The sequence below is a fragment of the Pseudomonas sp. Z1-14 genome, assembly GCF_051132005.1.
In the GTDB taxonomy this organism is placed as follows: Bacteria; Pseudomonadota; Gammaproteobacteria; order Pseudomonadales; family Pseudomonadaceae; genus Aquipseudomonas.
In genome coordinates, this window is the sequence record NZ_CP071646.1 from 3,883,970 (window position 1) to 3,900,700 (window position 16,731).

A 16,731-nucleotide genomic window follows, 5' to 3' on the forward strand; every position below is an offset into this window, starting at 1 on the left:
TGTAACCGGTTACATCATGAGCGGAAATCTAGGCCTGGTTTAGCTTCGTGTCAAACCCTGGAAGATGCCGATGAGCATTTGTCAGGCTTCGAACCTGCGGTAAGCTCGCGGCCATGCCTGCGTCTCCAGGCGCCGAATCGAGGTGATCTTGTCGAATATCCGTGAAGTGGCCCGGCTGGCCGGTGTTTCCGTGGCCACGGTGTCGAGGACGCTGAAGTCGCCTGAACGCGTGCTGCCGGAAACCCGCGACAAGGTCAACGCCGCGGTGGCACAGGCCGGTTATCGACCGAACCTGATGGCGGTGCAGTTCCGTTCCCGCCGTACCGGCAACCTGGTGATCCTGGTGCCGGCGATCGCCAATACTTTTTTCGCCCGGGTCATCAGCGGTGCCCAACAGGCGGCGCAAGCGGCCGGCTATCGATTGCTGCTGTGCGATACCCAGGGCCGCGAAGCCATCGAGCAGGAATTCGCCGCGCTGGTCTACGCCCACCAGGCCGACGGGGTGATTCAACTGCGCGCCAGCGACCCCTTTGTCGCACTGCCGCCCGGCGCCGACGCGTTGCCGCTGGTCAATGCCTGCGAAGTGGTCAAGGACGCGCCCTACCCGACCATCAGCCTGGACAACCGCAGCGCCGCCCGCGCCATGACCGAGCACCTTATCGGCCTCGGCCACCGACGCATCGGCATCATCAAGGGCCCTCGCAGCAGCCCGTTGACCCTCGATCGCGTCGCCGGTTACCAGGACGCCTTGCAAGACGCCGGCATCGCCATCGTCCCCGCGCTGATCTGCCACGGCGACTTCACCCTCAAGGCCGGCTTCGACGGCGCCAGCGCCATGCTCGCCCTGGCCGAGCGTCCCAGCGCGCTGTTCTGCGAGAACGATGAGATGGCCATCGGCGCGCTCAAGCGCATCAAGCAGACGGGCCTGCGGGTGCCCGAGGACATCTCCCTGGTGGGTTTTGACGACATCCCGTTCGCCGCCTATTGCGATCCGCCGCTGACCACCATTTCCCAGCCGGCTGAAACCTTTGGTCACAAAGCCGTAGAAATGCTCATCGCCCTGATCGAGGAAAGACCCATCGCCCAGCGGCACGTGCTGTTGCCGTTCGAGCTGACCGTACGCGGTAGCAGCGCAGCGCCAGGCTCCAGCATGGCCTGATGAGGCCCATCGGAGTTGTCGACTCGCCATCAGGCCCGTTTCGACTACAGTGGAAAGACTCTGCAAAAGCCATAACAAGACGGAGAGTCGCCATGCCAATCAGCAAACGCTTCATTTCCCTGGCCGCCGCCGCAGCCGTGATGGTCACGACCACGGCCTATGCTGCGCCAGCGTACATCAACATTCTGACCGGAGGCACCAGCGGGGTGTATTACCCGATTGGCGTCGGGCTCTCGCAGATCTACAGCAGTGGCATCAAGGATTCCAAGACGTCGGTCCAGGCCACCAAGGCTTCGGTGGAAAACCTGAACCTGCTGCAAGCCGGACGCGGGGAGCTGGCGTTTGCCTTGGGCGACTCGGTGGCGGACGCCAGGAATGGGGTGGAAGACGCCGGCTTCAAGGCGCCCTTGACCAAGCTGCGGGCCATCGCCGGCGCCTACCCCAACTACATACAAATCGTCGCCAGCCAGGAATCGGGCATCAAGACCCTGGCCGATCTCAAGGGCAAGACCGTTTCGGTCGGCGCAGCGAAATCCGGCACCGAGCTCAACGCCCGGGCAATCTTCAAGGCCGCGGGCCTGACCTACAGCGATATGAAGGTGCAATACCTGCCATTCGCCGAGTCGGTGGATCTGATCAAGAACCGCCAGTTGGATGCCACGCTGCAATCTTCCGGCCTGGGCATGGCCGCGATTCGTGACCTGGCGTCGACGATGCCATTGAACTACGTATCGATTCCCACCGATGTCGTGGCAAAAATCGGTAACCCGGCCTATTTGAGCGCGCAAATCCCGGCCAACACGTACGACGGACAAACTGACGCCGTGCCCACCGTCGCCATCACCAATATCCTGGTGACCCGCGAGGATGTGCCGGACGAAGTGGCTTATCAGATGACCAAGCTGCTCTTCGACAACCTCAATCGCCTGGGCACGTCCCATTCGGCGGCGAAAGACATTTCCCTGAAAAACGCCGCGAAGAACCTGCCGATAGCCCTGCACCCTGGCGCCGAACGCTACTACAAGGAAGTGGGCGCGCTGTAGACCCCTGGGGCGGCAACGGCGTAAACCGCCGTTGCCGTGTCGTGTTTCGCACCGGCTACAGACAACAGGCAGGCACCTTATGAGTGAAGACCAGCACGGCATCGCCACGGACCCACGGGACTGGCCGAAGACGCTGTTCTATGTAGCGTTGCTGTTTTCCATATTCCAGATCGTCACCGCAGCCTTCTCCCCGGTATCGAGCATCGTGCTGCGGGCGGTGCATGTGGGCTTTTTGCTGTGGGTGGTGTTCTTGAGTTACCCGGCCCATGGCAAGCAACGGCCCTGGCAACCCCTGGCCTGGGCGTTGGGGCTGGCGGGGATGGCGACCGCGCTCTATCAGTGGGTGTTCGAGGCCGACCTGATCCAGCGCTCCGGCGACCTGACGAGCGCCGACATGGTCATCGGCATCGTCCTGATCGTGCTGGTATTCGAGGCGGCGCGGCGGGTGATGGGCATCGCCTTGCCGATCATCTGCGGCCTGTTCCTAGCCTATGGCCTGTTCGGCGAACACCTGCCGGGCGACCTGGCGCATCGCGGCTACGGCGTGGACCAGATCATCAACCAATTGGCGTTTGGCACCGAAGGGTTGTACGGCACGCCGACCTACGTATCGGCCACTTATATCTTCCTCTTCATCCTGTTCGGCGCTTTCCTGGAAAAGGCCGGCATGATCAAGCTGTTCACCGATTTCTCCATGGGCCTGTTCGGTCACAAACTCGGCGGTCCGGCGAAGGTGTCGGTGGTGTCATCGGCGCTGATGGGCACCATCACCGGCTCGGGCATCGCCAATGTGGTGACGACCGGCCAGTTCACTATTCCGCTGATGAAGCGTTTTGGCTACAAGGCCGCGTTCGCCGGCGGCGTGGAAGCGACATCGAGCATGGGCAGCCAGATCATGCCGCCGGTCATGGGTGCGGTGGCGTTCATCATGGCCGAGACCATCAACGTGCCGTTCGTGGAAATCGCCAAGGCGGCCTTGATACCCGCCTGCCTGTATTTCGGCTCGGTGTTCTGGATGGTGCACCTGGAGGCCAAGCGTTCGAACCTCAGAGGTCTACCCAAGGATCAGTGCCCGAGTGCCTGGGGCGCGGTCAAGGAAAACTGGTATCTGCTGATTCCACTGGCAGTGCTGGTCTATCTGCTGTTTTCCGGGCGCACTCCGCTGTTCTCCGGCATGGTCGGTCTGGCATTGACCGCTATCGTGATTCTCGGGTCGGCGATCATCCTCAAAGTATCCAACTACGCCTTGCGCTGCGCATTCTGGATAGCACTGGGGATTCTCTGCGTCGGCTTCTTCCGGTTGGGTATCGGAATCGTGTTCGCGGTGATCGGCGTGCTGGTGGTGGCTTGCTGGTTCATGCAAGGCACACGGGAAACCCTGGTCATCTGCCTGCATGCATTGGTGGATGGTGCCCGGCACGCCGTTCCGGTGGGGATCGCCTGCGCCTTGGTTGGCACCATCATCGCCGTGGTTTCGCTGACGGGCGTGGCGTCCACTTTCGCCGGTTACATCCTGGCCATCGGCAAGGACAACCTGCTGCTGTCGCTGATCCTGACCATGCTTACCTGCCTGGTATTGGGCATGGGCATCCCGACCATCCCCAACTACATCATCACCAGCTCGATCGCCGCGCCAGCCCTGTTGGAACTGGGCGTGCCGCTGATCGTGTCGCACATGTTCGTGTTCTATTTCGGCATCCTCGCCGACCTGACCCCGCCGGTGGCCCTGGCCTGTTTCGCCGCCGCGCCCATCGCCAGGGAGAGTGGCCTGAAGATCAGCTTCTGGGCCGTGCGCATCGCCCTCGCCGGCTTCGTCATTCCGTTCATGACGGTCTACAACCCGGCGCTGATGCTCCAGGGCGACAATCTCTGGATGACGGCGTACATGCTGATCAAGACCTTGCTCGCGGTCGGCCTGTGGGGCATGGCGTCCACCGGTTTCCTGCAACAGAAGATGCCGGTCTGGGAACGGCTGATGTGTTTTGCCGCCGGGGCATTGTTGGTGGTGGCGCTGCCGTTGACCGATGAAATCGGCTTTGTCCTGGGGGCGCTGTTGATCGGGCAGCATCTGTGGCGCGCACGTCGCGGCGGACAGGCCTTGGCGTGATCGGCTTGTGCCTGGGCCTGTCCGGAGTGATCTGGGCGCAGCTTGAACTCAGCGAGTTCACCTTGGCGTGGGATCACACCATCGAGAAGATCCGTTGGGAGGAAGACTACCGTGTCACCGAAACGGGCCTGGTCCTGGGCGAAGCCAGGATCAAGGGCAACGGTGCCGGCATGGACATTCCGGAAAACGCCCGGCTGGAACACGGCAGTTGGCACTACTATCGCCAACTGCCGCCGCTGCAACCCTTGAAGCTGGGCCGCACGCCCCAGGCCGGCGATTACCAACTGTGTCATGCCGGCCATTGCCAGCCGATGGCGCATTGGCTCGGCCCGCCCACCGTGGAACACCCCTCGGTAGAACTGTGGAGCTGCGAACGGCGCTCGATCATTCAGCGCTGATCGACCGCCACGCCGCCTGCGCCAGTAATTCCCGATGGGCCTTCGGGCTGGTCGGCACGCGCCCCGCCAGCCAGGCACGGCAATAACTTTCCGACGCGCCGATGATCAGCGAGAACATCAACTCGGCTGGATAACGCTTGAGCGCCTCGCCCTGCTCCGCCGCGCTCAGCCACTGCCAGAGCTGGCCGTTGCGCGTGGTATTGCGGTTGGCGAGTTCGTCCTTGAACGGCCCCTTGGTCACGGCAAAACGCGCGTGATACTGGAAACGCGCCCATTCCGGCTGGCTGTCGACCCAATCGACATAGCTGTAGATCAACGCTTGCACGCCCTGTTCGGCCGTCGTCGCCTCGGCCAGGTATTGCTCGCGCAAGTGCGCCTGGTCGTCCAGCGCGGTGAAGAACAGCGCCGCCACCAGGCCTTCCTTGTTGCCGAAGTGGTGGTAGATCGCGCCGACACTGGTCTGGCATTCGGTGCGGATCATTTCGATTGTGGTCGCCTCGATGCCCTGTTCGTTGAACAGCGCCAGGGCCTTTCTGAAGATATCGCGCTTGAGCTCGGCCCTTCTGCCGGGGAAGGCACGTTCGAGTAATTCCGTTGTTTGCATGCTGGGCTTAAACCGGTTCGTTGAAGGATCAGGCAGACGGCTGCCCATGACGAAGTGAGCGCAGCTTGACAGATTCGCCAACAACAGAATACCGTTCCGTTACAGAATAATATTCTGTAACGGAAGATTGTTCCGCAAATCCCTTGTCAGTGAGGCTTCACATGAATCAGGTTCTCGGTATGTTCAACAGCGCAGGTCCCGATGCGTTCAGCAAAATGGCCTGTCAGATGGCACCTTACTTCTCCACTATCAATCCGCTGGTCACGGAGCTGCGCCAGGGCGCGGCGACTGTGCAGGTACCGTTTCGCAAGGAAATCACCAATCATCTCGGCACCGTGCATGCCATTGCCATGTGCAACGCCGCCGAGCTGGCCGCCGGGATGATGACCAACGTCTCGATTCCCGACGGCGCCCGGTGGATCCCCAAAGGCATGACCGTGGAATACCTGGCCAAGGCCAAGAGCGACGTGACGGCGGTGGCGAACGGCGATGAGGTGGACTGGCAGACCGAGGGCGACAAGATCGTGCCGGTGGATATTCATGACGTGGATGGCAAGAAGGTGTTCACGGCGCGGATCACCATGAATGTGAAGTTGGCTTGAAAAATCGGGGGCGTCTGGAACGCCCTTCTATCCAATAATTGGAAAAATCGTGGCGAGGGGATTTATCCCCGCGCCACAAAGAGAGGTGCTCGGCTAACTGAGAGACGTTGCTGGGCTATTTTAATGGTCAGGCAAACGTCGCCCCGCGGGTGTTCACGAACAATGAGTACAACGAGTGGCTGCCGGCCATGAACAACCGGTTGCCCTCCCTGCCGCCGAAACAGATGTTGGGGCAGCGTTCCGGCAGGGAGATATGCCCGATGGCCTTGCCCTCGGGGTTGAACACCCGCACACCGTCGAGTTTTTCCAGGTCGGCCTTGGGGTCGCCGTTGCCGCCCCAGCCGCACCAGAGGTTGCCGCTCTCATCGCACTTGATGCCGTCGATGGCGGCGTAATCCAGGCCTTCGATATGCTTGCGGCGCTCGCCCAAGGTGCCGTCATCCTTGACCGTGATTGCCCAGACCAGGCGGTTGGGCTTGGCCCGGCCTTCGACCACGTAGAGAGTTTTTTCATCCGGGGAAAAGCACAGGCCGTTCGGCCCCGCCAGGTCGTCGATGACCCGGCTGAGCTTCCCGGTTTCACCGTCGATGCGGTACACCGCGTGCGGCTGCTCGGGGGTGACTTTGTGCCCCTCGTAGTTGTTGCCGGTCTGGAACGGCGGGTCGGTGAACCAGATCGAGCCATCCCGTTTGCAAACGATGTCGTTGGGCGAGTTCAACGGTTTGCCGTCGAAACGATCGGCCAGCACGGTGATCGTGCCGTTGTGTTCGGTGCGGGTGATACGCCGCCCTTCGGTCGACGTGGTCGAGCCTTCACAGACCAGCAACCGTCCCTGGCGATCACGGCACATGCCGTTGGAGAAGTTCGAATTCTCCCGATACACCGACAGCCCACCGGTGACTTCGTCCCAGCGCACGATGCGGTTGTTGGGGATGTCACTGACCAGCAGATACCGACCGTCGCCGATCCACACCGGCCCTTCGGCCCAGCGCAGGCCGCTGGCGAGTTTTTCCACGCTGGCGTTGAAGATACGCAGGTCCATGAAGCTGGGGTCGAGGATGTTGACCAGAGGGTCCGGATAACGCTGGCTCAGCGGTTCGGCCTGGGTCAGGCCGGGCAGGTTGCCAAGGGTCGCGGCGGCGGCCGAGACCACCAGGGATTTCTTGAGGAAGGTCCGGCGCGCCTGATCGGCGGTTGCAGGTTGCGAAGCATCCATAGTACGTCTCCGTTAATTATTATTGGACGGGACGTTTGTTTTACCCTCTGATAGGACATCGTACAAGTTATTATCCTCGCCCGGCCCTGTCACTCGGGATGGAGTGGGATCCGAACGGTGAACGTGGTGCCTCCGCGCGCCTTCGAGTGGACTTCGATGGTCCCCTGGTGAGCCGCGACGATCGCCGAGGCAATGTAGAGGCCCAGTCCCAGGCCGGCCGTGGGGCCATATTGCAGGTCGCCGCTGCGCAGTTGCCGGATCAAGGGATTGAAGATGCTGGCGATGGCGTCCTTCTCGATAGGCTTGCCCTGGTTGTTGATCGCGATGACGGCTTCATCCCCTTCGCGGCTCAACGATACCGTGATCGGCGCGCCCTCCGCGCCATGTTGCACGGCATTGCCGATCAGGTTGGAAAACACCTGTTCCATCCGCGCCGGATCGAACAGTCCTTCAAGCGGACCGTGGGGCTCGAAGAGGATGCTGCTTTCCGGATGATAGGCCCGCGCCTCTTCCACCATGCCTTCGCACGCCGCGACCAGGTCGCCGTTGAAACGCTGTACCGGTATGCCTGCGCCCAGCTGGGTACGGGTGAAGTCCAGCAGGTCGCCGACAATCTTGTTCGCCCGTTTTACGCTGGTGTAGATGCGCGAGGAAATCTTGGTGGCCTTGGCAGGCAGATCGCCGGCGCGCAGGAGCACTTCGGAACTCAGCAGGATTGCCCCCAGCGGGCTGCGCAGATCATGTCCCAGAATCCCGAGGAAGATATTGCGCGCCGCATCGACCGCGCCGGAATAACTGACCACCGATTCCGCCAGGGCCTGGTCGACGGCTTCATTGAAGCGGATCACATCCGACATCGCCTGCGCCTGGTCCAGCTGGGCATGGGGCATCCACAACACCAGCACGCTGGTGCGCAACGCACGGTACTCCGAGACCATCTGTTCCACGGTAAAACCGGATGACTGGCGAATGACAGCGTGGGTTTCCGCCGCGGTCTCGGCCTCCGCCGCCGGGGCTTCGCCCTGGGATTTGGCGATCTGCTCCTCCGGGGTCTGAGAGGTGCGCAGATCAATGGCGATGGTGCGCAGCATCTGCTCGGCATGGTCGCGCAGCGCTACCGCATCCATGCCGATGGAAGCCGGGGTGATGGTCCTGGCGAAGTCTTCCCACGCCTGGAGGATCGGTTCGATGTTGTCGACAATGAAATCAGCCAGGCGCATGGGTTGCTCCGCGGGAAACTCAGGGGGATCGGTGCCGGAAACAACACAGCGGTCAGCTGTTGTACAGCAAATCGCTGGGGGATGTACGCCAGTCTCTGGATTGGTTGAGCTGGTGGAGCTGGCGGCTGCTTTGCAGCCGAGCGGGAGCAGGCTCCCTCGCCACGGGTGAGCTGTGAACATCTGGGGAGAACGGGTTGACGGGCGGGAGCCGGCGCTTGTCTCTCTCTGCTGGATCCGGTACAAATCTTCCTTTGTTGTACGACAACCTATAACTAAAAAATAAACCACCGAAGCCTCGCTGCTGCGGTGGTACACCTTTGAGATTGCTGCCATGACCCGCCCCACCGTTGCCGCCGATGTTCCTATTCCTTTTTCCCGCCCTGTCGCTGTGCTCATCCTGCTCTGCATGGGCTGCGCTTTTGCCGGTAACCACGTCGCCGCGCGGGCGGCGTTCGATGACGGTGCCGGCGTGCTGCTGGCGATCCTGCTGCGCTCGGGCGGGACGTTGCTGGTGCTGGCGGCGATGGTCTTGTGGCAACGCCAGAGCCTGCGCCTGCCCGCCGGGGCCTGGCGCTGGCAGTTGGTGTTGGGCCTGTTGATCGGCGCCCAGAGCCTGTGCCTGTATTCGGCCGTGGCGCGGGTGCCGGTGGCGCTGGCACTGTTGGTGGGTAACGTGTTCCCGATCCTGTTGGCGCTGCTGACCTGGGCGCTCGGCGGGCCGCGCCCCACTGCGCGTACGGCGATGTTGATGGGGATGATCCTGGTCGGCCTGGTGTTCGTGCTTGAAGTGCCGGCGCGGTTATCGTCGCAGGCGGATGTCGGCCCGCAATGGCTATTGGGGGTTGGCCTGGCATTCTGCGCCGCGTGCGTGTTCGCTTGCGCGTTGTGGATCACCGATCACAAGCTGTCCCAGGTACGCGGCTCGGTGCGCAGCCTGCTGACGATTTTCATTGTGTTCAGCAGCGTCAACCTCGCAGGCCTGACCGGCGCCCTGCCCGGCGGCCTCGACCTGCCAGCCAGCAACACCGGCTGGCTCGCGCTCGCCACCCTGGTGGTGCTTTACGGCACCGGGTTCATCGTGTTGTTCATGTGCGTGCCACGCCTGGACATGCCACGCAACGCCCCGGTGATGAACATCGAACCGCTGGCGACCCTGCTGATCGGCTGGCTGGTGCTGGACCAGATGCTCAACCCGGGCCAGGTGCTCGGCGGCGCGATCGTGGTGACGGGCATTGTGTTGCTGACCTGGCGCAAGGCTGAGCGGGTCAAGGCGCCGGTGGCTGCACGCAATTGAACTGACTGAACGCTCTTTTGCGGCGAGGGAGCTTGCTCCCGCTCGGCTGCGAAGCAGTCGCGAATTTCTTGGGCCTGCTTCGCAGGCCAGCGGGAGCAAGCTCCCTCGCCACAAAAGCATTGTGCGGTCAGGCGTTTATGTCTGGGTGCGCCGGAAACTAGTTTCAAAAGCCACAGTCCTACCCCAGCCCTGAACGAAGCGTTTCAGGCTGATTGGCGCCGTCTCCCGGCGCTCAGGCAATTCCCTTCCAGAGCTGTCCATCCATGCGCCACCTCGTTCGCTCTCGCCGTTTCGCTGCGCTGTGCCTCACGATCCTGTTTCCGTTGTTCCCCAGCCCGGCTCACGCCCGAGGCGAAGGACAACTGGTGAGTGCCATCAACGACTACCGCAGCCAGCCCCACCGCTGTGAATGGCAAACAGTGCGTGCTGCCCAACCCTTGGTGTTGCGCTCCAGCCTGGCCTTGCCCATCGGCTTCAGCGGTGGCTTGCGCGAAACCCTGAGCAGATCCGGCTATCAGGCCCGGTCAGTGCGCAGCATTCGCCTGACCGATGCGCGGGACGCCGAAGAAGCGTTCGAGAGACTGGCGGACGAGCATTGCGCAGCGCTGCTGGACGGCCAGTACGCCGACATTGGCGTCAATCGGGTCGGGGATGAATGGCGCGTGGTGCTCGCACAACCCATGGGCGGAACGCGGATCAGCGACACGCGCGACATCGACGCGCCGGACAAAACGCTGCTGGCCCAGGTCAATGCCGCCAGGGCCAAGCCCCGCATGTGCGGGCGCCAGCGCTTTGCGGCGGCTCGGCCGCTGAGCTGGAACGCCGCGCTGGGAAGCGCTGCCCAGGGCCACAGTCGGTCGATGGCCCGCGGCAACTATTTTGCCCATCGCGACCCGGACGGTCGCTCCACATCCGAGCGGGCCAGGAGCGCCGGTTTTCGCGGACGCAAACTCGGCGAGAACATTGCCGCCGGACAACGATCGCCAAGCCAGGCCATGCACGACTGGCTCGCCAGCCCCGGGCATTGCGCCAACCTGATGAACCCGATGTTCACCCAGGTCGGTGCGGCGGCGGCCAGTGACTCGCGCAGCGATGCCGGAGTGTATTGGACAATGGTGCTTGGCGCCCCGTGATGTAACGGACGGGTATCCCGTGGCGAGGGAGCTTGCTCCCTCGCCACGGAGGTTTATGCGAGCCTGGCATCCTCACACCGGCCGACGCACCGCCCTCACCTTCCCGCTGCCACCTCCGCCACAGAAAAACCGTTCGCCCCCATCGGATTCCAGCCCCGACACACCGGTCCCGGGCGGCATCGTCACGCTTTCCAGCACTTGTGCTGTCTGCGGATCAATACGCCGCAGGTCACTCTCATCGTTTTCCCACGTCCCGTGCCAAAGCTCTCCGTCGACCCAGGTCACGCCCGTGACGAAGCGATTGGATTTAATGGTGCGCAGGACTTTTCCGTCGGCAGGGTCGATCTGGAGGATTTTGCGCGCCTTGTACTGGCCGACCCAGAGCGATCCTTCGGCCCACGCCAACCCTGAATCATCACCGCTGTTGGGCGCCGGAATCGTCGCCAGTACCTCGCCGGTGCGTGGATCGATCTTGCGGATGCTGTCGCCAGCAATCTGGAACAGGTGCTCACCATCGAACGCCGTGCCAGCGTTCGCCGGCACGTCGAGCGAGTGCACGGTCTGGCCACTGGCGGGATCAAGTGCGTGGAGCTTTTCGCCTGAGGCGAACCAGACGCGCTCGCCGTCGTGGCTTACGCCGTGGACACACTCGACGCCCGGAAAAGGGCCGTACTCACGCAGGATCTGTGCTTCTGAACGTTTCATTTCACTCGCCTCATCAGTGGGATGTGATTGCATCCTAACCAGCCACTGGCAACGCAGTGAGTAACAATGCCGTCGCGAATCCAGGCATCGTTGGCGCCATCCAGCGCCGGGCCCTGGCACGACCGAACGCTTGCGCCTTGCCACAGGCGGCGAGGGTTTCCAAGGCCCGCTGCACGCTGCGCTGGCTGTTGCCCAAGGCAAGCGCCAGGGCCGAACTGGACCAGGTTTCGCCATCGGCAAGCAGCGCCAGCACCGCGCCGTGAGGTTCTTCGATGACGCGCGCCAGCACCACGACCTCGTCGGCCTGACTGGGAATCAGGATAAAACCGCGCCGGGTTGCCTTCACCTCGGCCAATGACCGCAGCGCCGCCCGTAACCGCCCCATCTCGACCCGCAGCCGGGCGCGGTGGGACTCATCCGTCAGTTTCAAGCCGAAGGCCTCGGCCATGAGCGCTTCCCTCGATGCATCGCCTGGCCAGGCTTGGGCCAGCCCGCGGGCCAGGGCGAACAACACCGGGCGCCGGGCGAGGGAAACCTGGCTGCCAGCGCTACTGACGCCATACCGGCATGCATCTACTACCAGCGCCGCACCGGCCAGCAGCACCTGTACCTCTTCAAGAATCAGCAAGCGCTCTTCGTTCCGGCCGATCAGACGCGCCGCCGGTGAGCTCAGCATGCGCCAGGCGCTTTCGATTTCGGCGTTCAGCGCGCTGATGCCCGTTTGCCGTGCGGCCTGCCCAGCCCTTTCCAGAGCGGCGTGGGCGGTTTGCGCTTGCAGGCGCCGCATGGCGATCCCCGCCGCCACCAGTTCACAAGCGGCTCGAGACGCCACAGGCAAGCTGCAAAGATTCAGATCAGCAAGCTTGCCCTCGGCCTCGCCAAGGCGACCGAGCAACAGCAGGCGGCGGATTTCGATCGCATGAGCATGACCGACGTTCGCCTGGTCACCGCAGGCTTCGAGTACCGTCCGCGCGGCGTCGAGGCGCTTCATGGGCCACGCCAGGTCACGGGAAGCCAAGGCGATTTCGCCCTCCGCCACGATACACCGTGCCCGCGCCACGGCCGCCTTGGACCCGAACGCCGTACTTGCCCGGCGCATCAGGCTCCTGGCTTTGTCCAGGTCCCCCAGCTGCGCCATGGCGATGCCGCGCAGCGCGAGGGCCGGGGCATCGGTGCGCAAGGCGATGCGATTGAGCGCCGCCACTGGATCGCCTGCCGCCAATGCTCGCGCTGCTATGCTGATCGCGTAATCCATAAAACGACGGCCTTTGTGGCGAGGGAGCTTGCTCCCGCTGGCCTGCGAAGCGGGCCTGAAAATCTTGCAGTCGCTGCGCACTGGAGCGCCAGCCCGGCCTGCTCCTCAGGCCAGGCAGTGAGTATCGCTACAGGCGAATCTCGGCGGCCCGTACCACATCGATGCGCGACACCGCGCTGCTCAGCCGCCCCAGTCGCTGGTTGTGATCGGCAATGATCTGCTCGGCCGACAGGCTGCCATTGTCCACCGTCGAATGCGCATCGGCGGCCAACACCACTTCGTACCCCAGGGCATGGGCCTGGCGCACGGTGGCATTGATGCAGTAATCGGTCTGCAGCCCGCAGATCACCACGCGATCGATGCTTCTGGCCTGCAACAGCGCCAGCAGGTCGGTCTGGTAGAACGCGTCCGCCGTGGTCTTGCGCACGCGCAAGTCATCCGCGGCGGTGAGCAGGCCGTCGGCCAATTGCCAGGCGGCACTGCCATAAGCCAACGAGCCCTCAAGTTCTTCGTGCTGGACCAGGATCACCGGCAAGCCGACAGCCCGAGCCCTGGCACTGAGGTCGTTGATGGTGCCGAGCAGGCGTGGGCTGTCGAAGCATTCCTCTTCGCCCGTGCACAGCCCGGCCTGGACGTCGATAATCAGCAATGCGCTGCTCATGCTTGCCTCTCCGAGCGCTCAGTAGCCCAACGATAACCCGGTGTTGCGACGCGGATCGTTGGCACCGTAGAAGCGATTCTTGCCCACGGGCTTGCCACCCAGTGACGGCGCGCCCACCAGGATCGCGGCGATGTGGTTGGGGTCCTGCGGGCCGGCGAACTTGTGGCCCCAGCTTTCCAGCAGCTTGAGCGTGTCGGGGCTGGCGGCGAAGGTTTCCAGGTTGGTCTCCTCCGGCATCCACTGCTGGTGAAAGCGCGGTGCGTCCACCGCTTCCTGCAGGTTCATGCCGTAGTCGATCACATTGAGAATGGTCAGCAGGGTCGCGGTAATGATGCGGCTGCCGCCCGGCGTGCCGACGACCATCACGGTCTTGCCGTCCTTGGTGACGATGGTCGGGCTCATGGACGACAGCGGCGCCTTGCCCGGTGCGATGGCGTTGGCCTCGCCCTGTACCAGGCCGTACATGTTGGGCACGCCGACCTTGGCGGTGAAATCGTCCATTTCATCGTTGAGGATCACCCCGGTCTTGCTCGCCATCACGCCGGCGCCGAACCAGTCGTTGAGGGTGTAGGTGACAGAGACGGCGTTGCCCCATTGGTCGACGATCGAATAGTGGGTGGTGTTGCTGCCCTCGTGAGGCGCCACGCCGGGTTTGATCTTGTGCGAGTCGCCGGCCTTTTGCGGCTCGATCGCGGCGCGCAGTTTTGCCGCATAGTTCTTGTCCAGCAGATGGTCGATGGGGTTCTGCACAAAGTCCGGGTCGCCCAGGTAGCTGTTGCGATCGACATAGGCGTGACGCATGGCTTCGATCTGGTAGTGCATGCCTTGGGCCGAATGGAAGCCCAGGTCTTTCATCGGATACCCGTCGAGGATATTCATGACCTGGCACAGCACCACACCACCGGAACTCGGCGGTGGTGCGGAAATGATGTGATAACCGCGATAGTCGCATTCCACCGGGGCCAGCTCGCGGGTCTTGTATTTGTCCAGGTCGGCCTGGGTGATGATGCCCTTGTTGGCCTGGCTGGAAGTCACCAGGGCGTCGGCCACCCAGCCTTTGTAGAAGCCGTCGGCGCCTTTGGCGGAAATTTCCCGCAGGGTCCTGGCGAGGTCTTTCTGCACCAGTTTCTGGCCGGCCTGCATCGGCTCGCCGTTGTGCAGGAAGATCGCGCCGGAATCGCGCATGTCCTTTTTGAACACGTCCGTGGCGGTCTCCAGCAGGTCGACATCACCTTGCTCGAGAACAAAACCCTCCTCGGCGAACCTGATCGCCGGGGCGATCAGTTCCTCCCGGGGCTTGCTGCCGTATTTCTTCAGCGCCAGTTCCATGCCGGACACCGTGCCGGGCACGCCTACCGCCAGGTGGCCGCGGGTGCTGAGCTCGGGAATGACGTTGCCGTCCTTGTCCAGGTACATGTCGGCGGTGGCGGCCAATGGCGCTTTTTCGCGGAAATCCAGGAATGTCTTGCGGCCATCCGCCATCTGCAGAGTCATGAAACCGCCACCGCCAAGGTTGCCCGCCGCCGGGTAGACCACCGCCAGGGCGTAGCCCACCGCGACTGCCGCATCCACCGCGTTGCCACCGTTCTTGAGCACATCGACGCCGACCTGGGTCGCCAGGTGCTGGGCAGTGACGACCATGCCGTTCTCGGCGGCAACCGGGGCCTGGGACGCAGCGTGGGCAGTCAGGCAGCAAAGGGAGAGCGAAGTGGCGATGAGGGTCCGGGCCAGGGATTCGAACTTCATGAGTCGGTCTCTTCTTGTTTTAGGGTCGGGATCGCTTCAAAAGCACACACGAGTATGGCTCGGTTTAAACAATATGCCTGTTTACTGTAGGCTCGTGTGCTTGATCATCCTCGCACAAGGACATCGCCGATGACGTTAAGAATCGAGCGCACGGACGCTCCCACCGATGAACAACGCCAGGCCATCCTCGCGCCGCTACGCGCCTATAACACGGCTCAGACCGGTGGAAGCGCGCCGGAACTGGTCGCCTGGCTGGTGCGCGACGAGCACGGCGAAATCGTCGGCGGACTCTACGGCCGAATATTTTTTCGTTGGCTCTATATCGAACTGCTGGTAGTGCCTGAACAGGCCCGGGGCCAAGGCACGGGTTCGCAACTGATGCAGATGGCCGAACAGCTGGCCAGGGAGAAAGACTGCGTAGGTATCTGGCTCGACACCTTCGACTTCCAGGCCCCGGACTTCTATCGCCGGCATGGCTTTACCGAGTGCGGGCAGATCGACGACTACCCGCCGGGGCATCAGCGTTTCTTTTTCCAGAAACGCCTGCCGAACGCTGACTGACCACCCATCCCCTGTGGGACATCCCCTGTGGGAGCGAGCCTGCTCGCGAAAGCGGTGGGTCAGTCAAATGCTATGCAAGAAGATAAACGGCTTTCGCGAGCAGGCTCGCTCCCACATTGTGATCAGGGGTTCAGAGGCAAGTCGCCAACGCCGCCAACCGGCGCTTGGCGACAAAATCATCCTGTTTGGCGTAGTACTTCAACGCCGTGCCGGTGGCACTGGCTTGTATATCGACAAACGATTCGGCCGAGCGGGTGTACACCGTCGAGCCACCCTGCTTGCCGGGTTGCAGGTAGGCACCGGCATCGACGCCGAACACCGCTTCGTCTTCCCAGGCGAACTTCACGCATTGGGCGACATTCTGCTCCGGCTTGTCCGAGGCCAGGGTCTTGTAGGGGGCTTGGGTCCGGGCCTGTTCCATCGCCGAACCCGCGCAGCCGGCCAGCAGGGTTGCGGCCACGGCCACCATCAGCATTCGCATCGCGTTCACTCATCGAGAAAAAAAACGACTTTAGCACTGCGATCCGCGCCTACGTGCGGCTTTACTGAAATTTGCCCGCGACAACGGCTATCGATTCACGCAACCTGTCGGGACATTGACTCAAGGAGCAACCATGGCGGCAACCGGACAGCAGCACGAACGAGCCCTGGAGATCTTTCTCAACGAACGCCCGCAGTTGCGCGTCGAGCTGGACAACCTCAACCCCCTGCTGGCCCAGGCCAAGGGCGAAACCGCTGCGCAGTATCGCGCCGAGCGCTTGCATGAGGCGTTCGAAGCCGAGGCCGAGCGCCTGGGTCTGTTTGCCTGGGAGCTGACGCTGTCGCTGACGGCGGCCTCCGCCGAGGACTACCAGGCCCAGCGCATGGAAGTGCACAGGGAAGTCGCGGAGATGGCGGGAATGGAATGGGCTGAGTACTGCCAGTTACATGGCCTCATGGACTGAAGTGAACCCCGTGGCGAGGGAGCTTGCTCCCGCTGGCCTGCGCAGCAGGCCCAAAAAGGCGACTCAACTCACCTGACGCACCG

General features: G+C 62.9%; 17 protein-coding genes. 9 read left to right on the plus strand and 8 right to left on the minus strand.

What is annotated here, in order from left to right; all coding sequences use genetic code 11:
- Window positions 1-148 precede the first annotated feature (148 nt).
- The 4 genes from J3P89_RS17500 (at window position 149) to J3P89_RS17515 (ending at window position 4,707) form a co-directional block, all read left to right on the plus strand.
- A complete protein-coding gene (locus J3P89_RS17500; protein WP_434695069.1) occupies window positions 149-1,159 on the plus strand; it encodes a LacI family DNA-binding transcriptional regulator in 1,011 nt (336 codons plus the stop codon).
- Window positions 1,160-1,251: 92 nt separating this feature from the next.
- Window positions 1,252-2,202, plus strand: coding sequence for a TAXI family TRAP transporter solute-binding subunit (locus J3P89_RS17505; protein ID WP_434695070.1), 951 nt, complete (start codon window positions 1,252-1,254; stop codon window positions 2,200-2,202).
- Window positions 2,203-2,281: 79 nt separating this feature from the next.
- Window positions 2,282-4,309: a TRAP transporter permease gene (locus J3P89_RS17510; protein WP_434695071.1), complete on the plus strand. Its 2,028-nt coding sequence runs from the start codon at window positions 2,282-2,284 to the stop codon at window positions 4,307-4,309.
- Complete coding sequence (locus tag J3P89_RS17515; RefSeq protein ID WP_434695072.1) at window positions 4,306-4,707, plus strand: DUF1850 domain-containing protein; 402 nt, start codon at window positions 4,306-4,308, stop codon at window positions 4,705-4,707. The genes J3P89_RS17510 and J3P89_RS17515 overlap by 4 nt, the downstream gene beginning before the upstream one ends.
- Here J3P89_RS17515 and J3P89_RS17520 read toward each other — a convergent pair.
- Window positions 4,694-5,311, minus strand: a complete 618-nt coding sequence (locus J3P89_RS17520) for a TetR/AcrR family transcriptional regulator (RefSeq protein ID WP_434695073.1) — start codon at window positions 5,309-5,311, stop codon at window positions 4,694-4,696. The two genes, J3P89_RS17515 and J3P89_RS17520, sit on opposite strands and share 14 nt — an antisense overlap.
- A gap of 161 nt (window positions 5,312-5,472) precedes the next feature.
- On the opposite strand from J3P89_RS17520, the gene J3P89_RS17525 reads away from it, so the two are divergent.
- Window positions 5,473-5,913: a hotdog fold domain-containing protein gene (locus J3P89_RS17525; RefSeq protein WP_434568990.1), complete on the plus strand. Its 441-nt coding sequence runs from the start codon at window positions 5,473-5,475 to the stop codon at window positions 5,911-5,913.
- A 127-nt stretch (window positions 5,914-6,040) separates the two neighbouring features.
- On the opposite strand, the gene J3P89_RS17530 is transcribed toward J3P89_RS17525, so the two are convergent.
- Both J3P89_RS17530 and J3P89_RS17535 read right to left on the minus strand, forming a co-directional pair.
- Window positions 6,041-7,129, minus strand: coding sequence for an SMP-30/gluconolactonase/LRE family protein (locus J3P89_RS17530; protein ID WP_434568991.1), 1,089 nt, complete (start codon window positions 7,127-7,129; stop codon window positions 6,041-6,043).
- An 89-nt stretch (window positions 7,130-7,218) separates the two neighbouring features.
- Window positions 7,219-8,349, minus strand: a complete 1,131-nt coding sequence (locus J3P89_RS17535; protein WP_434695074.1) for a sensor histidine kinase — start codon at window positions 8,347-8,349, stop codon at window positions 7,219-7,221.
- 331 nt (window positions 8,350-8,680) lie between these two features.
- Here J3P89_RS17535 and J3P89_RS17540 point away from each other — a divergent pair, with 331 nt between their 5' ends.
- Window positions 8,681-9,643 (plus strand): EamA family transporter, encoded by a 963-nt coding sequence (locus J3P89_RS17540; RefSeq protein ID WP_434568993.1) that lies wholly within the window; start codon window positions 8,681-8,683, stop codon window positions 9,641-9,643.
- A 263-nt stretch (window positions 9,644-9,906) separates the two neighbouring features.
- Window positions 9,907-10,776, plus strand: a complete 870-nt coding sequence (locus J3P89_RS17545; protein ID WP_434695075.1) for a CAP domain-containing protein — start codon at window positions 9,907-9,909, stop codon at window positions 10,774-10,776.
- Window positions 10,777-10,848: 72 nt separating this feature from the next.
- Here J3P89_RS17545 and J3P89_RS17550 read toward each other — a convergent pair whose 3' ends face one another.
- The 4 genes from J3P89_RS17550 to ggt all read right to left on the minus strand — a co-directional run bounded on the left by J3P89_RS17550 (window position 10,849) and on the right by ggt (window position 15,143).
- The gene (locus tag J3P89_RS17550) at window positions 10,849-11,481 is read right to left on the minus strand and encodes a Vgb family protein (RefSeq protein WP_434695076.1); all 633 of its coding nucleotides are present in this window, start codon (window positions 11,479-11,481) and stop codon (window positions 10,849-10,851) included.
- 34 nt (window positions 11,482-11,515) lie between these two features.
- Window positions 11,516-12,736 carry a helix-turn-helix domain-containing protein gene (locus J3P89_RS17555; protein WP_434695077.1) on the minus strand — a complete coding sequence of 407 codons (1,221 nt, stop codon included), beginning with the start codon at window positions 12,734-12,736 and terminating at the stop codon, window positions 11,516-11,518.
- Window positions 12,737-12,863: 127 nt separating this feature from the next.
- Entirely contained in the window at window positions 12,864-13,397 is a 534-nt protein-coding gene (locus J3P89_RS17560) for a cysteine hydrolase family protein (protein WP_434652776.1), read from the minus strand.
- 18 nt (window positions 13,398-13,415) lie between these two features.
- Complete coding sequence (ggt, locus tag J3P89_RS17565) at window positions 13,416-15,143, minus strand: gamma-glutamyltransferase (RefSeq protein ID WP_434695078.1); 1,728 nt, start codon at window positions 15,141-15,143, stop codon at window positions 13,416-13,418.
- Window positions 15,144-15,272: 129 nt separating this feature from the next.
- Here ggt and J3P89_RS17570 point away from each other — a divergent pair, with 129 nt between their 5' ends.
- Window positions 15,273-15,704 (plus strand): GNAT family N-acetyltransferase, encoded by a 432-nt coding sequence (locus J3P89_RS17570; protein ID WP_434624666.1) that lies wholly within the window; start codon window positions 15,273-15,275, stop codon window positions 15,702-15,704.
- 130 nt (window positions 15,705-15,834) lie between these two features.
- Here the strand turns inward: J3P89_RS17570 and J3P89_RS17575 are convergent, their stop codons facing one another.
- A complete protein-coding gene (locus J3P89_RS17575) occupies window positions 15,835-16,185 on the minus strand; it encodes a hypothetical protein (protein ID WP_434624668.1) in 351 nt (116 codons plus the stop codon).
- A 133-nt stretch (window positions 16,186-16,318) separates the two neighbouring features.
- Between J3P89_RS17575 and J3P89_RS17580 the strand changes: the two genes are divergently transcribed.
- The gene (locus J3P89_RS17580; protein WP_434695079.1) at window positions 16,319-16,648 is read left to right on the plus strand and encodes a DUF6388 family protein; all 330 of its coding nucleotides are present in this window, start codon (window positions 16,319-16,321) and stop codon (window positions 16,646-16,648) included.
- Window positions 16,649-16,731 lie beyond the last annotated feature (83 nt).

Coding starts and splice junctions, on each gene's coding strand:
- J3P89_RS17505 (WP_434695070.1), top strand. CDS start 1,252: ATGCCAATCAGCAAACGCTTCATTTCCCTGGCCGCCGCCGCAGCCGTG.
- J3P89_RS17510 (WP_434695071.1), top strand. CDS start 2,282: ATGAGTGAAGACCAGCACGGCATCGCCACGGACCCACGGGACTGGCCG.
- J3P89_RS17520 (WP_434695073.1), bottom strand. CDS start 5,311: ATGCAAACAACGGAATTACTCGAACGTGCCTTCCCCGGCAGAAGGGCC.
- J3P89_RS17525 (WP_434568990.1), top strand. CDS start 5,473: ATGAATCAGGTTCTCGGTATGTTCAACAGCGCAGGTCCCGATGCGTTC.
- J3P89_RS17530 (WP_434568991.1), bottom strand. CDS start 7,129: ATGGATGCTTCGCAACCTGCAACCGCCGATCAGGCGCGCCGGACCTTC.
- J3P89_RS17535 (WP_434695074.1), bottom strand. CDS start 8,349: ATGCGCCTGGCTGATTTCATTGTCGACAACATCGAACCGATCCTCCAG.
- J3P89_RS17540 (WP_434568993.1), top strand. CDS start 8,681: ATGACCCGCCCCACCGTTGCCGCCGATGTTCCTATTCCTTTTTCCCGC.
- J3P89_RS17545 (WP_434695075.1), top strand. CDS start 9,907: ATGCGCCACCTCGTTCGCTCTCGCCGTTTCGCTGCGCTGTGCCTCACG.
- J3P89_RS17550 (WP_434695076.1), bottom strand. CDS start 11,481: ATGAAACGTTCAGAAGCACAGATCCTGCGTGAGTACGGCCCTTTTCCG.
- J3P89_RS17555 (WP_434695077.1), bottom strand. CDS start 12,736: ATGGATTACGCGATCAGCATAGCAGCGCGAGCATTGGCGGCAGGCGAT.
- J3P89_RS17560 (WP_434652776.1), bottom strand. CDS start 13,397: ATGAGCAGCGCATTGCTGATTATCGACGTCCAGGCCGGGCTGTGCACG.
- ggt (WP_434695078.1), bottom strand. CDS start 15,143: ATGAAGTTCGAATCCCTGGCCCGGACCCTCATCGCCACTTCGCTCTCC.
- J3P89_RS17570 (WP_434624666.1), top strand. CDS start 15,273: ATGACGTTAAGAATCGAGCGCACGGACGCTCCCACCGATGAACAACGC.
- J3P89_RS17575 (WP_434624668.1), bottom strand. CDS start 16,185: ATGCGAATGCTGATGGTGGCCGTGGCCGCAACCCTGCTGGCCGGCTGC.
- J3P89_RS17580 (WP_434695079.1), top strand. CDS start 16,319: ATGGCGGCAACCGGACAGCAGCACGAACGAGCCCTGGAGATCTTTCTC.